The organism is Seonamhaeicola marinus, from assembly GCF_008085455.1.
Window position 1 is genome coordinate 406132 of sequence record NZ_VSDQ01000577.1, and the last position, 20859, is coordinate 426990.

Annotated in this window: 15 protein-coding genes; 10 read left to right on the plus strand and 5 right to left on the minus strand. The window is 33.1% G+C overall.

Features of this window, described 5'->3' with window-relative positions:
* Positions 1-65: 65 nt before the first annotated feature.
* From FUA24_RS10125 to FUA24_RS25135, 3 genes are all read right to left on the minus strand, one after another.
* The gene (locus tag FUA24_RS10125; protein WP_148541963.1) at positions 66-2216 is read right to left on the minus strand and encodes a peptidase domain-containing ABC transporter; all 2151 of its coding nucleotides are present in this window, start codon (positions 2214-2216) and stop codon (positions 66-68) included.
* 59 nt (positions 2217-2275) lie between these two features.
* Complete coding sequence (locus tag FUA24_RS10130; RefSeq protein WP_148541965.1) at positions 2276-3409, minus strand: HlyD family secretion protein; 1134 nt, start codon at positions 3407-3409, stop codon at positions 2276-2278.
* A 289-nt stretch (positions 3410-3698) separates the two neighbouring features.
* Positions 3699-3863 (minus strand): hypothetical protein, encoded by a 165-nt coding sequence (locus tag FUA24_RS25135; protein ID WP_187388237.1) that lies wholly within the window; start codon positions 3861-3863, stop codon positions 3699-3701.
* Between the two features lie 384 nt (positions 3864-4247).
* Here FUA24_RS25135 and FUA24_RS10135 point away from each other — a divergent pair, with 384 nt between their 5' ends.
* Both FUA24_RS10135 and FUA24_RS10140 read left to right on the plus strand, forming a co-directional pair.
* The gene (locus tag FUA24_RS10135) at positions 4248-7544 is read left to right on the plus strand and encodes a VIT domain-containing protein (protein ID WP_148541967.1); all 3297 of its coding nucleotides are present in this window, start codon (positions 4248-4250) and stop codon (positions 7542-7544) included.
* 45 nt (positions 7545-7589) lie between these two features.
* The gene (locus FUA24_RS10140) at positions 7590-8807 is read left to right on the plus strand and encodes a class I SAM-dependent rRNA methyltransferase (RefSeq protein WP_148542167.1); all 1218 of its coding nucleotides are present in this window, start codon (positions 7590-7592) and stop codon (positions 8805-8807) included.
* On the opposite strand, the gene FUA24_RS10145 is transcribed toward FUA24_RS10140, so the two are convergent.
* A complete protein-coding gene (locus FUA24_RS10145) occupies positions 8804-9301 on the minus strand; it encodes a nicotinate-nucleotide adenylyltransferase (RefSeq protein WP_148541969.1) in 498 nt (165 codons plus the stop codon). The genes FUA24_RS10140 and FUA24_RS10145 overlap by 4 nt on opposite strands.
* Positions 9302-9455: 154 nt before the next feature.
* Between FUA24_RS10145 and FUA24_RS10150 the strand changes: the two genes are divergently transcribed.
* Positions 9456-10403: an NAD(P)H-dependent flavin oxidoreductase gene (locus FUA24_RS10150; RefSeq protein WP_148541971.1), complete on the plus strand. Its 948-nt coding sequence runs from the start codon at positions 9456-9458 to the stop codon at positions 10401-10403.
* A gap of 53 nt (positions 10404-10456) precedes the next feature.
* Here the strand turns inward: FUA24_RS10150 and FUA24_RS10155 are convergent, their stop codons facing one another.
* Complete coding sequence (locus FUA24_RS10155; RefSeq protein WP_148541973.1) at positions 10457-11311, minus strand: AraC family transcriptional regulator; 855 nt, start codon at positions 11309-11311, stop codon at positions 10457-10459.
* Between the two features lie 188 nt (positions 11312-11499).
* Here FUA24_RS10155 and FUA24_RS10160 point away from each other — a divergent pair, with 188 nt between their 5' ends.
* The 7 genes from FUA24_RS10160 to FUA24_RS10190 all read left to right on the plus strand — a co-directional run bounded on the left by FUA24_RS10160 (position 11500) and on the right by FUA24_RS10190 (position 20859).
* Positions 11500-12711, plus strand: coding sequence for an alpha/beta hydrolase family protein (locus FUA24_RS10160; RefSeq protein ID WP_148541975.1), 1212 nt, complete (start codon positions 11500-11502; stop codon positions 12709-12711).
* Positions 12712-12955: 244 nt separating this feature from the next.
* The gene (locus FUA24_RS10165; RefSeq protein ID WP_148541977.1) at positions 12956-15931 is read left to right on the plus strand and encodes a T9SS type A sorting domain-containing protein; all 2976 of its coding nucleotides are present in this window, start codon (positions 12956-12958) and stop codon (positions 15929-15931) included.
* Positions 15932-16045: 114 nt separating this feature from the next.
* The gene (locus FUA24_RS10170) at positions 16046-16471 is read left to right on the plus strand and encodes a PaaI family thioesterase (protein ID WP_148541980.1); all 426 of its coding nucleotides are present in this window, start codon (positions 16046-16048) and stop codon (positions 16469-16471) included.
* 11 nt (positions 16472-16482) lie between these two features.
* Complete coding sequence (locus tag FUA24_RS10175; RefSeq protein ID WP_148541981.1) at positions 16483-17595, plus strand: chorismate-binding protein; 1113 nt, start codon at positions 16483-16485, stop codon at positions 17593-17595.
* A gap of 76 nt (positions 17596-17671) precedes the next feature.
* Positions 17672-19426 (plus strand): 2-succinyl-5-enolpyruvyl-6-hydroxy-3-cyclohexene-1-carboxylic-acid synthase, encoded by a 1755-nt coding sequence (gene menD / locus FUA24_RS10180; protein WP_148541983.1) that lies wholly within the window; start codon positions 17672-17674, stop codon positions 19424-19426.
* Positions 19427-19523: 97 nt separating this feature from the next.
* Complete coding sequence (locus FUA24_RS10185; protein ID WP_148541985.1) at positions 19524-19865, plus strand: DUF2853 family protein; 342 nt, start codon at positions 19524-19526, stop codon at positions 19863-19865.
* A 160-nt stretch (positions 19866-20025) separates the two neighbouring features.
* Entirely contained in the window at positions 20026-20859 is an 834-nt protein-coding gene (locus FUA24_RS10190) for a CvfB family protein (protein ID WP_148541987.1), read from the plus strand.

Below are 20859 nucleotides of genomic sequence, written 5' to 3' on the forward strand. Positions count from 1 at the left end.
AAAAATTTAAAATCATATTTTTGACATCCTGACTCAAGGTCATTAAACTATAACGATAATGGGATTCAAACTAAGCTTTGTTTATTCCAAAGTTCGGAATACTTACCTTTCTGGGATATAAGATTATTATGATTGCCTTGCTCTACAATTGTTCCATTGTCCATAACCAAAATAGTATCTGCATTTGCTATAGTGCTTAATCTATGTGCAATTACAATAACTGTTTTACCATTTAATTTAAAATCTTCAATAACTTGTTTTACAATAGTTTCAGCATGAGTATCGAGAGCAGAGGTGGCTTCATCCATTAATAATATTTCGGGATTTTTATATAAGGCTCTTGCTATGGCAATACGTTGTTTTTGACCTCCTGATAACATTGTTCCATTTTCTCCTATTTGAGTTTCAAAGCCATTTGGTAATTTTTCTACAAATTTTGTGATATCCAGTTTATTGGATAATTCGATAATACGCTGCATATCAGGAAAATTTTGCCCTAATGCAATATTTTCTATTATTGTACCAGAAAATAAATTAAGCTGTTGCGGTATAACTCCAATAAGTTGTCTTAAACTTTTGTAATGGATATGCTTTAAATCGAAATCTCCAATATATATATTACCTTCTCTAATAGGATATAGATTTTGGAGTAAATTTATAAGTGTAGTTTTTCCACTTCCACTTTCTCCAACAATTGCTGTAGTTTGCCCTTTTTTAATCGTAGCATTAAAATTGTTAAACACCTCTGTTCTTGAACCATATCTAAACGATACATTTTCAAAAACAATATCACCAAGATGTTCCTTGATAAGATTGATTTTATTCTCCGTTTCCTCACGCTCTAAATCCATAATTTCGAATAACCTGTCGGCCGCAATCAATGCATTTTGAATAGTTTTATTCATACCAACTAAAGAGGTAACAGGAGATGTAAAATATCCAATAAGGGCATAAAATGAAAATAATTCTCCTGTTGTAATCTCATTTTCCAATACATAGCCAGAACCTATCCAAAGTAGAATTACTGTAAAAATTGATGCCAAAAACTGTGTTGAAGTACCAGAGAAGATATCATTTAGTCCAGATTTATAAGTTGTAAATAATAGTTTTACAAACCGGTTTTCTGTTTTAATGTTCGAAAACTCTTCAATACCAAACTCTTTAACAGTTCTTACATGCGTAATACTTTCCACTAACTGTGTTTGTAGTTCTGCTGTATTTTCCATGAGTTTGCGTTCAACTTTTTTGTTAAACCGATTCATTAAATAATATACCAATATATAAAAAGGAATAACCAATAAAATTACTATTGCCAATTTCCAATAGTAAGTAAACATTAAAATAAATGCGAACACTACTATAAAGATATTTACCAACATATCTATGACTACGTTGTTTATAAAAGCACGAATTTTTACTGCGTCATTTATTCTTGAAGTAATTTCACCTATTTGCATGGTATCAAAAAAGCGTTGCGGTAATTGGAGCAAATGCTTGTAATACCCCAAAATTAGTTTGGCATCTATCAATTGACCTGTTTTAAGGACAAAAACACTTTTTTTACTACCAATATAAGTCTGTAGTAGAATGACACCAACCATAGCAATGCTTAAAAGGTTTAATAACTTTCGGTTTGCACCAACCAATACATAATCTGTAATTTTTTGAACATATATAGACATGGCGAGACCAAGTATTGTAAAAACTATAGCTCCAAAAAGTGCTTGTGTTAAAACGGTTTTATGAGGTTGTATTAAATCCCAAAAGCGCCTAAAGGCACTGGTCTTTTCGTTAGTGTTTTTGAAATTATCATTCTTAGCAAATAACACTAAAACTCCTGTCCATATTTTTTTGAAATCCTCATAACAATAGGTAATGAGTTTTCCATTTCCAGGGTCCATAACTTGAACCCCTTTTGTAGTTATTTTATAAATAACTACAAAATGTTGCAATTGTTTACCAACAACCACATGTGCAATAGCGGGTAAAGGTATTTTTGGTATTGAGTCTAAATTACCTTTTACTCCTTTGGCTATAAAACCCATTTTTTCTGCAGCTTCAATAATTCCTAAAACATTTGTGCCTCGTTTATCGGTATTAGCAAACTGCCGTATTCTAGCAATAGGTAAATTAATACCAAAATGGTTACCTATAGATGCTAAACATGCAGCTCCACAATCTTTAATATCCTGTTGTTTTATTTTTATACTGCGCATTTTATAAATTTTAGAGTAACGAGTATCGATTTTTAATTTTAGAACTTTAATACAGCCTACTAATCGAGGATTTTTGGGTTAAACCAATCATCTACCTTATCAAATAGTAGTTCATATAAACTTCTACGTGTTATAAAATAGCGTGTGGTTAATGTCATCCCTTTTGAAATATTGGTTGCGTAACCATTTTTAAGTGTTAATTGTTTAGAGTTTAAGCTGGAGCGTACTTTAAAAAATGCGGAATTGTCTTTTATGGTTATGTTTTTATCAATGTCTATTACTTTTCCCTTAAGCATTCCCCATTGATTATAGTTAAAAGCGTCAATCTGAAATTTTACATCCTGACCAATTTTTAACAAACCAATATCCGATGGAGAAACTGTGTTTTCAACAATTAGATTACTGTTAGGAGAAATTGTTGCAATAATTTGAGAAGCGTTAACAAATGAACCTATTTGCAAACCTAGCACATTTTCTAATGTTCCAGAAATAGGAGCAGTAAGCACGTAGTTGTTGCTCTCTGATATAAATTGTTCTCTTTTGCTTTTAAGATTTTTTATTTGAGTTTCTACTTCACGTTTTTTAGATTGCCATTGTGTATGTTGTTGTTTAATAAAGCTTTTAAGCGCTTCCTTGGTGAATTTTAAACTGTACAAATAGATTTCATATTCTGATTGGGCCACAATTTGTTTTTTGAATAGTTGTTCGTAACGATTAAAGTTGATTTTTGCCTGTTGTACTTTACTTACTAACTCCTGTTTCTCCAACAAATAGAGTTTATAGTCATCAAGTATGACTTTGTCCTTTATCAATTTGGGTTTGTTATTGATTAAATTTGTATAACAGACAAACTCTATTTCTGCCTGTTTTAGCAAAGAATCATTAAGTGTTTTCTGCGCTTGTATGTAATCAGTGGTAATAATTAATAAGGTGTCGCCCTTGTTAACCTGTTGGTTATTCTTTAAATGAATTTGGGTTAATTTACCACTAACAATACTGCTTAATGGGCTATTGTCTTGTTTGGTACGTATAACACCACGACTTTGGTTACTAATATCTACTTTAATAATTGGTAAACATGCTAAAACACCAATTAGGGTTATCACTACCAGTAAATAAATAGAAATGCTTTTGGTTGTATTTTTAGCAATAAGGTTTTCGAGGTTGTATATTGGGTCTGAACTAAATTTCATGGGTTTCTAATGCAAAAAAGATGACAAAAATAACAAGTAATAAATTTTAAGTTTTTAATTTTTAACAATTTGATGGTATATTTAATTACTGTGTTTGGTTCGGTGAAACTTGCTTTTAAACATACAACTGAGGTACCAGGTTGTATTAGGAAAAAAGGATGAAAAGATAGTCTACACTCATTATGTAAACTATAAACGTCTGACTTCTAGTAAATTTAATTACCAAAAAAATCAGACATTTAAAGCTTTATTCTAATGTTTAAGAAGTACGTGTGCCTTTAAACCAATGTTAAAGAATTCCAACAAAACGAAATTCAATCAGTTCAGTCCATTTCCAACTATCAGGATCTTTCATTATTTTCCAATAAAGATCCCAAAGCCCATCACCACTACCGGATGTTTCCATTAATTCCTCAGTTTGCATTTCTTGAACATTTAATTTTTGTAAATTCATAAAATTTAATTTTTGTGGGACGCTTACACGCTCCAGATTATACTGTGTTTTTTTGTAAAAACTTTACGATGACAATATATACAAAAAATATTACAAAACAATATTTTTTTAATGTATTAATAGGCTAGGTGAATTATTTTAGATGAAGCAATAGACTCAATAGACAACGCTATTTTCAGTGTTTTAGATTAGTACGAGATTCCCAAAGCTATTTTTTACCTACCAAAATTTGCGGAGACATTATCTGGAAAAATTCATAGAAAAAAGACCTTAGAGTTGCTGTAAAGAAATAGTTGACTCATTCAAAAAGGCACTTCACTCAATATAGATTTTATTTCATAATAGCTGGTTTTAGTTTTATGCTAAACTTTAAAATCAGCTATTATGAGATTGTTATCTTCCATTCTATTTCTTCTTCTTTTTAATTGGGGATTTTCCCAAAATATACCAACTATTAAAGTCGGTGAAGAACGTTTAGGCATTACTTCTTTAGATATCAAAACGGTTGTAATAGGCAATATTGCTACCACTACTTACGACATGTTATTTTATAATCCGTCTAACACTATTCTGGAAGGAGAATTGGCTTTTCCTTTGGGTGAAGGGCAAAGTGTATCTAGATTAGCCTTGGAGATAAATGGTAAACTCAGAGAAGCAGTTGTTGTAGAGAAAGAGTTGGGAAGAGTTGCCTTTGAAGCGGTTGTTAGACGAGGTGTAGACCCTGTTTTACTTGAAAAGGGAACAGGAAACAATTATAAAGCGAGAATATACCCAATACCCGCAAATGGTCATAAAAGAGTTGTATTGGCCTATGAGCAAGAACTTGTTTTAAGTCAAGGTCAGTATCACTTCCAATTGCCATTAAGCTTTAATAATGTTCTGGACGATTTTAAGTTGGAAATGAATGTTATTGGTCAAACACAAAAGCCTGAGGTTAGCCAAAGTAAAATAGAAAACTTTGCGTTTTCAGAAATTAGTAATGGTTACTTTGCTAAAGTTGAAAAACAAAACTACCAACCAAAAGAATTGCTAACCATAAAAATTCCTCAGGTTCATGGTGTACATAGCACCATAGTGTTTAATGATTACTTCTATGCGCATCAAACATTAGATATAACGCCAAGGGAAAGGAAAAAAGCGAAAAAAATAACACTTTTATGGGATATCTCGCTTTCCATGAAATCTAGAGATTTGGACAAAGAACTCCTTTTTCTAGATGCTTATCTAAAGCATTTAGGTAATGTAAATATTCAATTAATAAAGTTTAGTAACACCATAAAAAATAAGGAAGATTTTAAAATAAAGGATGGAAACTGGAAAACACTAAGAGAAACTCTTGAAAACTCAATTTACGATGGTGGTACCTCTTTTACAGGATTACTGGAACATACCATGACTGATGAAATATTACTGTTTTCTGATGGTATGAAAAACTTGAGTACAATAGTTACAAATCATAATGTGCCATTAGTTGTAATTAACAGTATTATCAAGGCAAATCATCAGGAATTGAATACTATTTCTAGCCTTTCCAACGGTGTATATATCAACATTAAAAATTTAGCACCTAACGAAGCCCTAAACAAAGTAAAGTATGCATCCTTAAACTATTTGGGTTATGAATCATCTAATAAGAATTTAGAAGTTTATCCAAGTGTTTCAAAAATAGTATCTGAAGATTTTAGTATTACAGGCAGACATTTTCTTAAAAATGATACCCTGGTTTTAAAGTTTGGTTATGGAAATAATGTTAGCCTTAGAAAAGAAGTCATACTTAAAGCTGATTATAAAAATCCTTTGGTAAAGAGGTTTTGGGCGCAAAGCAAACTAAATGAACTTCAAAAAGATAGTGAAGCCAATAAGGAAGCTATAATTAAGCATAGCAAGGCATATAATGTGGTTAGCAATCACACATCTCTAATAGTTCTTGAAACCGTTTGGGATTACGTTAAGTATGAGATTGTACCACCAATAGAGTTAAGAGAGGCGTATTTCAAAATCTTAAAAGAACAAAAAGGAAAAAAAATAGCTACTGTTTCAGATGCTATAGAAACAGATGAAGACAATCAAAATTTAACGCAATTTACAGGTACTGGCAATATTTCAGGAACTGTTACTGATACCAACGGCTCACCACTACCAGGTGTTAATGTAATGGTAAAAGGGACATCTATTGGCACCACAACAGATTTTGATGGAAATTATTCAATAAATGCATCCGAAGGCGCGGATTTGGTTTTCAGTTTTATAGGAATGCATCCCTTAGAGACCACTATTGGTAACTCTAGTACAGTAAATATAAAAATGGAGGAAGACGCTTCAGAACTTGAGGAAGTTGTCGTTGTTGGGTATGGATCAGTAAGACGAACTAATGTTACCGGAGCTGTCTCGGTAATAACTTCAGAAGACATTTCCAATTACGCCACAGTTCCAGACGCCCTAAGAGGAAAGGTGGCAGGCTTAAATGTTTCAAGTAACAATGGAGTACCGGGAGCAAGTCCTAACATAACTATTAGAGGAGCATCTTCGTTATCTAATTCTAATCAACCTTTGTACGTTATAGATGGAATACCAGTTGAAGGAAATATTGATGATTTTATTACGCCAGCCGAAATTCAAAGCATCAATGTAATTAAAGATGTTGCAGAAGCATCAATTTATGGTTCAAGGGCATCAAATGGCGTAATTGTAATTAATACAAGAATGGGGAATTTTAGAAGCAATGCCAATAGCTCTAATGATAGCATGTCATCAAATAATCGAGAAAGAATTAAAAAGTACAAGGGAAGATTAGAAGTTAAAGAAATTAAGGTTAATGAGGTGTATCTAAAGGAATTAAACGGTAAAAATGATTTGAGTGAGGCTTACCGGGTGTATTTAACACAAAGAGAAAAGTTTTTAGACAATACGACCTATTTTATTGATGTATCTAATTTCTTTTTAGAAAATGGAAATAAAGAAATTGCAATGACCATACTAACCAATGTGGCCGAAATAGATTTTGATAATTACGAACACTTAAGAGTGTTAGCTTATACCTTAGAAGAACGTGGCGCATATGAATTGGCGAGTTTTATATACGCGCAAGTATTGCAATTAAGATCTGAAGATTCGCAATCTTATAGAGATTTGGCGTTGGCATACCAAGAAATTGGTTTAAGAACAAAGTCTAATGAATTATTAGATAGTATAATATCAGGAGCAATATATAAAGGTAAACAAAGGCGTGTATTTGACGGTATAAAACAGATATCAGAGAATGAAATAAGCAAGGCAAAAGTTCCTAATTCTGAGGCTACAGAATCAAGAAAAAAATCATTTGATATTAGAGTTGTAATAGATTGGAATCATAACGATACAGATATCGATTTACATGTTATAGACCCCAATTTAGAAGAGTGTTTTTACAGCCATACAACAACCAAAATGGGAGGGAAAATCTCTAAAGATATGACCCAAGGATTTGGTCCAGAAGAGTTTACCTTAAAACATGCAGAAAAAGGAGTATATTATATAAAAGTGAATTATTATGCAGATAGATATCAAAAACTTAATACACCAACCTTTATGAAAGTAACCATGTTTAAAAACTATGGCAAACCTAATGAGTCTAAAGAAATCAAAGTGGTTAGGTTATCAAAAAAGAATGAAAACATAATAGTGGCAAAATTGGTAATATAGAATGCTGTTTTGTTTGTACCTTGCAGCTTCAAATTTTAGAAGGTGCTGCTTAAACAAACTCAAAGTTCATATCAACCAAAACGATTAGCTGTAAAATTAACAGTCAAAGGAGAGCAATCTGTTCTTAAAAAACATCCATGGGTGTTTTCTAATAGCGTTATTAAAATAAATAATGACGCCCAAACAGGAGACTTGGCTATCGTTTTCAGTAAATCGAAAAATAAGGTTATTGGATTGGGGTTGTATGATAAAAATTCACCTATAAGAATAAAAATGATTCATTTTTCTCCAGAAGAGATTAATGCATCGTTCTTTTTAGCACGGATTAAAGACGCCTATGAAAAAAGACTGCCTTTATTACAAACAAATACAAATAGTTACCGATTAGTCTTTGGAGAAAATGATGGATTTCCTGGATTAATAGCCGATGTATACGCTTCAGTATTGGTCGTAAAACTGTATTCCGAAATATGGCTTCCGTATTTAGAGACTATTTTAGAAAGTTTACAAAAGGTCTCTAATGCTAAAACTATAGTTATTAGATTAAGTAGGGGCTTGCAGCAATCTAAAAACTGTAACTTGAGTGATGGCGAGGTGGTTTATGGTACTTTAGAAAATGAAGTAGTTAAGTTCGTGGAACATAAGGTAAACTTTTCGGCCAATGTAATTAAAGGTCATAAAACAGGTTATTTTTTAGATCATAGAGATAATAGGAGGCAAGTAGGCGCATTTAGCAAGGGTAAAACGGTGCTGGATGTGTTTTCTTATGCTGGTGGATTTTCCGTTCATGCCTTATTTAATGGAGCAACAGAAGTTACCAGCTTAGATATTAGCAAACAAGCTCTAGAAATAGCAGTTCAAAACGGAAAGTTAAATAGCTACACTGGGGAACATTTTACCATAGCAGGTGATGCGTTTCAAGAATTAAATAAGCTGATAAAAACAAACAAAACTTTTGATGTTGTGGTTATTGACCCACCCAGTTTTGCAAAACAACAATCCGAAATAGAATTGGCCAAAAAGAAGTATGCACAATTGGCAGAACTAGGAGCTAAACTAACCGCTAAAAAAGGACTTTTAGTCTTAGCCTCTTGCTCTTCAAGAGTATTAGCACAATCTTTTTTCGACATTAATACTCAGGTACTCAATGGGCAACCTAGAAAATTTAAAACGGTTTTAACCACAACTCATGATATAGATCACCCAATTTCGTTCCCTGAGGGCGCCTATTTAAAATGCGTCTATTATAGGTTCATAAATTAGATGAAATCCCCCTTTTCATTAGTTCTAATTGTAAGCACCTTTTCTTCATTTTTAATCTTTACTTTGTACTCTTCTGTAGCAACACCTTTTACCGAATTGTATTTAAGCAAATACACATCCTCAATAATACCCCAGTTTGGATATTTACTGCAAATAGATTGCATAACTTCTAGGGGCAATCTAACATTATTGAACTTTTCTATAGTACTCACAATTTTACCATCCTTATTAAAAGAAGCAATTATCTTTCCGTCTTTCGCCGAAAAAGTAACGCTGTAAACATCATTCTTGTCATCAAATAAATCGGCAATTAATGTACAATCAAAGTTAGCCACTTTATCTTTTAATTTTTTAACCGATACTGCTTGGTTGTCATCTTCAATTGAGGCATAATCGTAATTTACGGTGATTAGAGTATTGGGAAGTTCAATAGTCTGAGATGAGACAAAGTAAGTGGCACATAAAGTCAATAAACTTGCAAATAATGTTTTCATGATATCTTAATTTTATAACTAACAGGCACAAAATTAACTATGCATGCATAGTATTAAAATGATAAAAGTCATGTGAGTCAATTATTTAGCCTTTTCAATTCCTAATTTGTTATGCATGCATAATATTTATTATATTTGTTAAAAACCAGAAACCATGTCAACAACAATAACAGATGTATTACGCATTAAATATCCCATAATACAAGCACCAATGTTTTTGGTGTCTAATGTGGCTATGGTTACCGAAGCAATGAAAAGTGGTATTGCAGGTTGTATCCCTGCACTAAACTACAGAACATTAGATGAGCTAAGAGAAGCCATTAGAACATTGAAAAAGGAAAAGGTAGATGGCGGCTCGTTTGGCTTTAACTTAATCGTCAATAAATCCAACGTAAAATACAAGGGACAGTTAGAAGTTATTTGCGAAGAAGGCTGTGATTTTATCATCACCTCTTTAGGAAGCCCCGAAGAAACTATAAAACAAGCCCACAAATCGGGTATAAAAGTGTTTTGTGATGTTGTTGACTTAAAGTTTGCTAAGAAAGTAGAAGGTTTAGGCGCTGATGCGATTATAGCCGTAAATAATGAAGCGGGCGGTCATAGGGGGAATATGACTCCAGAAGCTCTTATTAAAGAATTAGTGGCTAACTGCAACATTCCAATTATTTCAGCTGGAGGTGTAGGCTGTAAAGAAGATGTAGATACAATGCTGGGTTATGGTGCTGCTGGTGTTTCTGTAGGAAGTCCGTTTATAGCATCTATTGAAGCCAACGTTACAGAGGAGTACAAACAAGCTTGTGTAGATTATGGTGCTAAGGACATAGTAATGACTGAACGTATTTCTGGTACACCATGTACTGTGATAAATACACCTTATGTGAAAAAGATAGGCACTAAAGCTACTTGGATAGAGAATCTCTTAAATAAAAACAGAAAGCTCAAAAAATGGGTAAAGATGATTCGCTTTTCAATAGGTATGAATGCTACAAAGAATGCGGCTACCAAAGCCACTTATAAAACGGTTTGGGTTGCGGGACCAAGTATAGAGTATACAAACGCAATCTTACCTACCAAAGACATAGTCCAAAGACTTGTAAAATAAGCTGTAATAATTCTGCCTAAGTGTTTCTTCTTAAGCAGAATTATGTTTTAGAACTATTTTATAGGGATATAAAACTCCGTTTTAAGTTTATCTTCAGCAACCCTATCAGGATTACTTATATACCGCTCTCTAATAGGTTCATCTCTTAATTCAAAATCGCTTTCTAGTAACCAGTCGTTAAACATATAGTTATAAACGTCTTGAAAATACTTGTATGAACCTTGGTATAAGAATATGGCGAACTTTCCGCCTTTAAGAGTTTTAACGCCTATATCGCCAGTTGCCTTAGCATCTTTATGGATAACCAAACAGGCGTCATATCTAATTTTATCTTCTTCGGTAACTTGGGGGTCATCATGAGGTAAACCAAGCATTTCAATGCCTTTTGTAAATAAAGATTGTGCTTTAACCTGTCCCCATAGTTTTTCCCAAGCTCCTGGATAGTCTAGAGTTTGGTAGGCGCCATACATTCTATAATACAGGCACTGTTTGTCTTCAATGTCTATTATTTTGGGTTTTTTAATATTTAAATTTACATCTGTCATTTTTTTAATTTTTAAAGTATAACTTTTGTTTTTTCTATAGGCAGAAGGAGAAATACCAAAATGGGACTTAAATTTTTTTGAAAGTGATGAAGGCGTTTCATAACCTACACTATAAGCAATGCTTTCTAAGTCCAAATTTGAATATCTTATCATTTTTGCTGCAGTTTCTACACGCGTTCTAGAAATATATGCACCAATGGGCTCGCCTAATAGCGCCCGTGTAATACGATGAAAATGATAGGGTGAAAAATTTGAGATCTCGGCAAGTGTTTTAATACTAATGTTACCATCCAAATTATTGTTTATATACTCAATAATTAGGTTTAATCTTTCTGTATAAAACACCTTGTTTTTCGTATTCATTTCTTAAGTATTTACATTACAAATGTATAGAGTTAACACTATAATCACTTTTCCAAACTTGCTAAATATTGGATTACTTTTATCTTTGGATTAAATAGGTTTTGGTTTTAATGAACACTTTTAATTGGGTACTTACTACTTTTTGTATTGTTGGTTTCTTGAGTTGCAAATCTCAAAATTTGGATTTGTTGACTGATGTTTCAGCAGAAAGTATTTTGGAACATTCTAGAGGTGTGAATGTAAAATATAATGAGAATAAGGTCTTAGAACTTTCAGATTTAGGTAAAACCCCAAAAGAGCGCTACAAATGGATTGGTGTTCCAATATCTAAGTTGGGCCAGAAGCTAAATAGGTATCAAAACATAACAGCAACCCTAAAAAATACGGGAGCAGCGTCTTTAAAAACACTTCTATGGGTAAATTCAAATAAAGGTTGGAATTCTGTAGCAGATACTTTAACAATACATCCTGGTGAATTAAAAAGGTTAAGCTGTAATTTAAGAGAGTTATTTCCCGACGGTACATCTAAAATAAACCCAAATTACATTTATGAAGTCCAAGTTATGTTTGATAAGGCTAATTCTGTTAAAGTAGAGCTTCTGGATTTAAAGGCTTCAAACATCATTAAAGAATGGAAAAGACCAGAACATAGATTGGATGTTCCTGAAATGAAAATAGGGCTACCCAAGGCAGGACAAAGAGTGCAATACAAATTAGATAAGGATTCCCTTAAAGATTTTTATAGTGTATTGTACTTACCAGAAAATTGGAAAGCAAATAGGTTAAAAAAATATCCTGTAATTGTAGAGTTTCCCGGAAATGTGTTCTACGTCAGGAATTGTTATTCCACTGGAAGACCTGAAGATTGCGTTATAGGGTATGGTATGAGTAAGGGTAAAGAGGCTATTTGGATTAGTATGCCCTTTGTAGATTATAAAACTAATGCAATAGCCGAAAATGGTTGGGGACATCCAGATGATACGGCAGACTATACCATAAAAATGGTACAAGAGGTTATAGCAAAGTTTAATGGAGATAAGGATAATATAATAATTACGGGTTTTTCTAGAGGCGCTATAGCTTGTGGTTTTATTGGTTTAAGAAATGATACTATAGCTAGTTTATGGAAAGGAATGCACTGTTGTCAACATTTTGACGGCGATGGTTGGGGAGGTGCTACTGAAGTTGATGCTAAAGCACGTTTAAATAGGTTGGGAGCTATTAGTGTATTTCAAACAGATAATGATAAAACTAAACTTAAGAATTTATTAAAAGAAGTTAATGCCACTGTTATTTATGAATCCTCTGGTTTAAATGCACATGCTTGTGATATGTTTTTAGATAATCGTGCCTCAACCCAAAAGCTTAGGCAATGGTTTACTACATTAATTTCAGAGTAATAAATGCTTAGGTCCTAAGCTAAATTATATGTACTCAAAATGTAGATGTAAGCGATACAAAATGTAATTTTAACTTACAATGATTTAATTTATTATTGTTAATAACTTACTAATAAAGTTGATAATTACGTACATCTACTTATTTAATACTACTACATAAAGACCTAACTTTACAAGGGGGATTAATAGTATTTAATTGAAATTTTTTGACAAAAATTATTAATTAATCCAATCCGTAAAAATTATGAACCCTCCGCACGCAGTTTTTGTAATTGCATTAAGAAAGCTTTTCTCCCTAAGTAGTTCCTTATTACAGAATTTTTCTCATGTAGATTTTTTTCGTGTAAATGTAAAATGGATGTTCTTTTCGTTTTTTACTTTGTTTTTTGGTTTTGAAATAATAGCGCAAAATCAAAACACAATTTTAGATGAAACTTCAGAATATCATGTTAATCCTCAAACTTTAGGTAGAACTCCGATTGGAGGGGATACAATTTTTGTAAAGTCATCTAGAACTTTTCCTCTGAGATTTCAAAACATTGAAGGCGATTCTTTAAACCCAATTGTGGTTATTAATAAAGAAGGGCAAGTAAAAATTAATGATACCATCTCTAATACTTGGGGCGCTCTTACCTTTGAAAATTGTAAATACATCAAAGTTAGTGGCGCGGGTCACCCCGGATATAAGTATGGTTTTGAGTTAGCAGCGGTGCAATCTGGACTTGCTTTTATTGAACTTAGCTCAGATTGTGAGGCTGAGTTTATAAAAATTAGCCATGACGGCTTTTTTGGAATTGTAGCCAAAAAGGATTACGATGGTAACCCGCCAACACCTTATCCTGTTTTTAACAACTTAATAATTCATGATTGTTTTATTGAAGGGGTTTCAGAAGGCATGTATCTAGGTGAAACAAAAACACCTGGAATGGAATTTAAACATGTTCGTATTTATAATAATATTATTAGAGATACCCAACGTGAGTCTATTCAAATTGCCAATATGGTAGAAGATGTAGAGGTTTACAATAATACCATGTTAAATCCTGGTTCAGAAGGTGCCATCTACCATATGAACAATTTACAAATAGGTGCCAATACTGTAGTTAATGCTTATAATAACATTATGATTGGTGCGCCTGTTTGGGGAGCCATTATAATGGGTAAAGGCGATTGCTTTTTTACAAATAATTATATCGAATCTACTCAAGGTATTTTCATAGATAATAGAATACTGGGAGATACATTAACACCAATTGATATTAAAGCAAATTATTTTCGTTCAACCAGTGGAAATCAGATCATCAGGAATATGAATGAATTAAATTATTTCACCGCAGAAAATAATAAATACGATACTAATATTTCTTTTTATTTGGATCAAACAGGTGTTGATAACGACACCTTAATAAATAATACTTTAACTACTGTAGCTCAAATTCAGTTTACAGATCCTAGTACAAACGATTATACTTTAGCTCCAGGTACTCCATCGGAATACTTAAATATGGGAGCTCCTAGTGGTCCTGAATTTTTTGAGTATGATGACCCAGCTACCACCCCAAGACAGTTAATCATCACTCCAGAAATGGTTATAGACTCTGTTCAAGGCGGAAGTGTAAATGTGCCTTTACTTTTATTTGACGAACAAAGTTTAGACCCAGGAGCAAACGAACACGCTACAAGTCTTTCTTGGAAGCCCGATTATACCATGAATGAAAGCTCTTATCATGCCATGGTGGATTTAGGCGATGAACATCAGATAACAAAACTTGTTTTACATGACATGCATTCAACCCACAATTTTACAGTAGAATACTATGATGGTACAGTATGGAATTCGTTATTTGTTGAACCCTGCGATGCCTTTAATGTGTGGAAAACTCATGAAACTGATGTAGCAACTCGATATCTGCGTTTTTCTATGTATGATGATGTATTTGCCTCTGTTAATGAAATTTTAATCTATGGATATCCTTTAATTAAAGCATCGCAACAAATTGTGGTTAATGCGTCTATGGTTACAGATCAGGTTACTGGAGGAAGTGTTTTTCCTCCAACAAAACTTTTTGATCAACAAACGGTTGATGTGCAAGGCAATGAGCACCCTACAGGAGATGCATGGAAACCCTATTTTAATGGGGATAATGCTCCCTATTATGCTATGGTAGACTTGGGCCAAGATCATCACATATCTAAAGTTCATATGCACGACATAAATTCAACTTATGACTTTATAGTAGAGTATAAGGACAATGGAACTTGGACACAACTTTTTGTAGAACCTTGTGATGCTTACAATGTTTGGAAAACCCATTCAACAGAAGTTGTTACTAGATATTTACGTTTTGTTATGCCTTCTAGTCCATATGCTCAGGTTAATGAAATGGTACTGGAGGGATATCCGATTATGACCATTGGTGGTGCTGAACCCGAACCCGAACCAGAGCCTGAACCTGAACCTTCAGAAGAACAAATTATCGTTACGTCAAGTATGGTTACAGATTTAGTATCTGGTGGCAGTGTATTTCCGCCAACAAATCTTTTTGATGAGCAATCAATGAACCCATTAAATAACGACGTTCCTGCAAGTGACCCTTGGAAACCATTTTTCACAAATGCCAATGCTCCTTATTATGCTTCCATAGATTTTGGGGAGGAGTACCATATTTCAAAAATTTATATGTTCGATTATCAGGGGACTGAAAATTTTAATGTAGAATATGATGATAGCGGCAATTGGGTAACACTATTCGTAGAGCCTTGTGATGCTTTTAATGTTTGGAAATTGCATGAAACCGACGTTGAAACTCAGCATCTCCGGTTGGGAATGTTAGATAGTCCTTATGCAGCTGTGAGGGAAATCATTTTGTATGGGTATCCAACAGCTAATAGCTCAAAACAAAAGGGAAAGAAAAACTCCGAGCATCAAATTCTTATAGAATCAGATGATAAAAATGAATTTCATAGAGTACAGTTGTTTCCTAACCCCGTAAATGAAACCTTATATTTAAGATTTCCTGAAATCATGATGGGTTCCAATAATATAAGGGTGTTTGACGCTTTGGGTAAAGTAATTTATAACGACAATATTGTTGTAAAAGAAGATTCAAGAACAATTGAACTAAGTACCTCAAAATTTTTGGCATCTTCTGGTATTTATATTTTTTCATGTCGAAATGAAACCGGTGAACACCAAACAGTTAAGTTTTTTAAAGATTAGTAGTTTTTTAGATAGTTTTAATTTGGTTAAGGTTAGATCTTTTTAGGTCTAGCCTTTTTCAATAAATAACATTGGCTTTTTGTATTTTTACAAACAAATTCAAAACGTATTTTTATGCCATTATCTAAAGAAGCCATTTTGGAACAAGCCAATAAAGCAACTAAGAATACACTAATGGAGACATTAGATATTAAAATGGTGGATTATGGCGAAGATTTTTTAATTGCCAGAATGCCTGTAACACCAAGAGTACATCAACCAGACGGTGTATTACATGGAGGTGCAACAGCTGCCTTAGCTGAAACCGTTGGCAGTTTTGCGTCACATATTTTTATAGATACTGAGAAGATGTTTGTAAGAGGGATTGAAATTTCAGCAAATCACCTTAAAAGTGTAAGATCTGGTTTTGTATACGCAAAAGCAACGTTTATTCATAAAGGGCGAACTACGCAACTTATAGATATTAAGATTACCGATGAAGATGATAATTTAATCTCATTGTGTAAACTTACGACCATTTCACTTCCAAAAAATAAATAAAATTATTACCGTTGGAGGACTTTTTTAAACGCGTACAAGAACATCATAACCTAAAACTTCCATTTGTAGTTTATAGAAAACCTAATAAAAGCGAGGTTAAAGCTATATTACAAAAGTCGGATGAGTTAATTTTTACTTCGGAATTTAAGGAGCAAGGCTTTGTGTTTTCTCCTTTTGACAATACAGAAAAGAGCATCCTTATTAGGTTAGCTGATGCTGAAGTGATGTCTATAGAAAACCCAATTCTAGATACAATAAAAGCAGATCCTCAAAAGCAGACAGAGGCTAGTGCTACCGAAAAGCAAAGGCATATGTTCTTGGTAAAGAAGGGCATTAACGCAATAAAAGAGGGATTATTTAAAAAAGTAGTATTATCTAGAAAGGAATCCGTTACCCTTGAAAATAAGGATCCAATTTCTATTTTTAAGCGATTGTTAGGCAAATACGCTTCGGCATTTGTTTACTGTTGGTATCACCCAGAAGTAGGATTATGGCTTGGAGCTACTCCCGAAACTTTAGTTAAAATAGAGGGGAATCGTTTTTCAATTATGGCACTTGCTGGAACACAAGTATACAAGAATACTTTGGATGTGGTTTGGCAGGATAAGGAAATTCAGGAGCAGCAATATGTTACGGATTTTGTAGTAGACAGTCTAAAACCATCTGCAGAAAGTATAAAGGTATCTGATACCACTACTGTTAAAGCGGGTAATCTATTGCATTTAAAGACTATGATTTCTGCCCAATTAAAACCAACAGCAAATTTAAAGGATGTTATTTATGCCATCCATCCAACTCCAGCAGTTTGTGGTCTACCTAAGAAAGCAGCTAAGGATTTCATTTTAAAAGAGGAAGATTACAATAGGTCATTTTATACCGGATTCTTAGGAGAACTAAATTTAGATGCTATTACATCACCTAGATCAGGAAGACGTAATATTGAAAATAGAGCATATGCCATAACTAGAAAAAGCACGCAGTTATATGTGAATTTACGTTGTATGCAGCTTGTAAATGATAAGGCCAATATTTACATAGGAGGAGGAATAACCGAAAGTTCTAATCCGGAAAAAGAATGGGAAGAAACCGTAGCAAAATCTTTAGTAATGAAAAGCATTTTATAATGCTATAATTTAAAGTATGTTATTTGTGAATTGGAGTTTGTAGTAGTACTTTAGCACTTACATTCTTTATAAGTATATGATATACCCAAAAATCCCCTTAGCTCAAACAGTTATTGAACTTTGTAGAGCTAAAGGTGTTAAACATATTGTTATCTCTCCGGGAAGCAGAAATGCACCATTAACTATTGGTTTTTCTAATAACGATAATTTTAAATGTTATAGCGTTGTAGATGAACGTTGTGCAGCTTTTTTCGCCTTAGGAATTGCCCAAAAGTTACAAGAACCAACAGCAGTAGTTTGTACTTCTGGTAGTGCGTTGCTAAATTATTATCCAGCGGTAGCAGAAGCGTTTTATAGCGATATTCCTTTGCTTGTTATATCTGCTGACAGACCAAAACATTTAATTGGTGTTGGTGACGGACAAACCATTAATCAGCCAAATGTGTTTGAAAATCACATACTGTACTCGGCAAATTTAAAACAAGATTTGGAAGAAGATACTCTTGAAGAAAAGGAAGAGTTGCCTATTTTTAAAAGTTTGGAAAATAAGCTAGAGACGCTATTAGGATTAAAACAGTCCATTCAAGAATTCAATGAAATTGAAATCAATAAAGCCATCAACATCTCTATAGCTAAGAAGGGGCCTGTACATATAAATGTGCCTTTTAATGAACCTTTATATGATATGGTTGAAGAACTTTCGGTTAAACCAGAGGTTGTAGAGCCACCTGCAGAACATTTGGATGTTGATGAGAGTATCATGCAAGACTGTATATCTAAATGGAACAATGCCAAGCGAAAACTTGTTTTAGTGGGCGTAAATCAGCCAAATCAAATAGAGCAGGAGTGGTTAGCTATTTTAGCAAAAGATAAAAGTGTTTTGGTGTTTACTGAAACCACGTCTAATATTCATCATGACTCATTTTTTCCTAGTATTGATAAAATTATAGCTCCCTTAAATACTGAGGAGTTTAAAGATTTACAACCAGAAATACTATTAACTTTTGGAGGATTAATAGTTTCAAAAAAAATAAAGGCTTTTTTAAGAACATATAAGCCAAAAGAGCATTGGCATATAGACACAAAAAAAGCTAACGACACTTTCTTTTGTTTGAGTAAATTTATTGAGACTTCACCGAACTATTTCTTTTCTAAGTTCTTAAATGAAGTTTCAACTGTAGAAAGCTCGTATCAACCTATTTGGGAACGTGTAAAACAACATAGAAGAGCTAAGCATTCAGAGTATCTTGAACGTATTGAGTTTTCTGATTTTAGCGCCTTTAGTCAGGTTTTAAAGACCATTCCCGATAATACCGTATTACAATTAAGCAACAGTTCTACCGTACGTTATGTACAGCTGTTCAACCTTAATAAGACTTTAGAGGTATATTGCAATAGAGGCACAAGTGGCATAGATGGTAGTACATCAACAGCAATAGGATTTGCATCAGCATCTAAAAAACAGACAACGTTAATTACAGGAGATTTAAGCTTCCTTTATGATAGTAATGGGCTTTGGAACACTCATATACCCAATAATTTTAGGATTATTGTTATTAATAACCAAGGCGGAGGAATTTTTAGAATATTACCTGGTCATAAAAACACCGATAATTTCGATGCATACTTTGAAACAAAACATAACTTAACAGCAGAACACCTTTGCAATATGTATGGTTTTGACTATTCTAAAGCTCTTAATGAGGATGAATTAAAGCATTCGCTAGAAACCTTTTATACGTCTTCATCGCAACCAAAATTACTTGAGATTTTTACTCCTAAAAATTTAAACGACGAAATACTTTTAAACTATTTTAAATATATAAAGTAAAAATGTGACCTCTTAACATGTGCTGTGTCTAAAAAATAGTATCTTTAGAAAAGTTATCAATTAAGTATTTTACTAACAATTAAACATTAAATTTATCATGAGTAAACGTGACGAACTTATTGCAAAGTATGCAGCAGATTTAAAGGAGAAGTGTGGGGTTGATGCAGACATGGATTTATTAACAAAAGTAACTATTGGTTGTGGACCATCTATTTACAATGCAGATGCTTCTACAGTTTCTGGGTCGGACGAGTCTGAGTTAGCAACAGTTAAAAACAACTTCTTAATTAAAAAATTAGGTTTAAGTGAAGGAGACGATTTAGATGGGGCTATAGATTCTGTTTTAGAGACATATGGTAAATCTAATAGAAATAAATACAGAGCGGTAGTTTATTATTTATTAACTAAACACTTTGGTAAAGAGGCTATTTACGCTTAATATCTTATTCCAAACGCAACATATATTTGGCGTCACTTTTAGTGGCGCTTTTTTATTATTAATCTAATTGGTTTAAGAGGTTTAAAGGCGTAATTAATTACAAGCATCAATCATTACTACAAATCACAATTTCTTTCTTTTATATTGCTACCTTTGCCACATGAAATTAGGACAGATAAATACATTAGAAATACTACGAGAAACAGATCACGGCGCTTATTTGGTTGATTCGGAAAATAACGAAGTCTTATTACCAAATAGATATGTGCCAAATGAATTTAAGATTTGGGATAAGATTGATGTTTTTGTGTATTTGGATAATGAGGAAAGATTAGTTGCAAGTACAGATATTCCATACATTACTTTAGGTGATTTTGCGTTGTTACGTTGCAGCCAAGTAAACGACTTTGGAGCTTTTTTAGACTGGGGATTGGTTAAAGAATTGTTTTGTCCGTTTAAAGAACAAGCTTTTAAAATGAAACCAGGTGGCTGGTATCTAGTGTATTGTTATTTAGATGAAAAGTCGGAGCGTTTAGTTGCGTCTAGTAAAACCAATCGTTTTTTAGATAATAAAGCGCTTACTGTTAATCAGTTTGATGAGGTAGATTTAATTGTTTCCCACCCATCTGATATTGGTTGGAATGTTATAGTAAATAAAGCGCACACAGGATTAATTTATAAAGCCCATATCTTTCAAGATATTAGTGTAGGCGATAAGCTTAAAGGTATTGTTAAAAAAATTCGCCCAGGAAATAAATTAGACATTGCCTTAGGCCAAATAGGATATAGGAATATTGAACCCAATGCTAAACGTATCCTTGAAGCTTTAGAAGATAATAGTGGCTATATAAATTTAACAGATAAGTCGGACCCTGAAGCTATTAAAGATCAGTTGCAAATGAGTAAAAAGAGTTTTAAAAAAGCAATTGGAACACTATATAAACAACGCCAGATTGAATTAAAACCTGACGGTGTTTATCTAGTTAAATCATAA

What these genes read in the sequence shown, in the direction of transcription:
- FUA24_RS10190 (WP_148541987.1), top strand. Translation starts at nt 20,026, where the DNA reads ATGAAATTAGGACAGATAAATACATTAGAAATACTACGAGAAACAGAT.
- FUA24_RS10145 (WP_148541969.1), bottom strand. Translation starts at nt 9,301, where the DNA reads ATGAAAACATTATTTGCAAGTTTATTGACTTTATGTGCCACTTACTTT.
- FUA24_RS10170 (WP_148541980.1), top strand. Translation starts at nt 16,046, where the DNA reads ATGCCATTATCTAAAGAAGCCATTTTGGAACAAGCCAATAAAGCAACT.
- FUA24_RS10125 (WP_148541963.1), bottom strand. Translation starts at nt 2,216, where the DNA reads ATGCGCAGTATAAAAATAAAACAACAGGATATTAAAGATTGTGGAGCT.
- FUA24_RS10130 (WP_148541965.1), bottom strand. Translation starts at nt 3,409, where the DNA reads ATGAAATTTAGTTCAGACCCAATATACAACCTCGAAAACCTTATTGCT.
- menD (WP_148541983.1), top strand. Translation starts at nt 17,672, where the DNA reads ATGATATACCCAAAAATCCCCTTAGCTCAAACAGTTATTGAACTTTGT.
- FUA24_RS10165 (WP_148541977.1), top strand. Translation starts at nt 12,956, where the DNA reads ATGAACCCTCCGCACGCAGTTTTTGTAATTGCATTAAGAAAGCTTTTC.
- FUA24_RS25135 (WP_187388237.1), bottom strand. Translation starts at nt 3,863, where the DNA reads ATGAATTTACAAAAATTAAATGTTCAAGAAATGCAAACTGAGGAATTA.
- FUA24_RS10155 (WP_148541973.1), bottom strand. Translation starts at nt 11,311, where the DNA reads ATGAATACGAAAAACAAGGTGTTTTATACAGAAAGATTAAACCTAATT.
- FUA24_RS10150 (WP_148541971.1), top strand. Translation starts at nt 9,456, where the DNA reads ATGTCAACAACAATAACAGATGTATTACGCATTAAATATCCCATAATA.
- FUA24_RS10135 (WP_148541967.1), top strand. Translation starts at nt 4,248, where the DNA reads ATGAGATTGTTATCTTCCATTCTATTTCTTCTTCTTTTTAATTGGGGA.
- FUA24_RS10185 (WP_148541985.1), top strand. Translation starts at nt 19,524, where the DNA reads ATGAGTAAACGTGACGAACTTATTGCAAAGTATGCAGCAGATTTAAAG.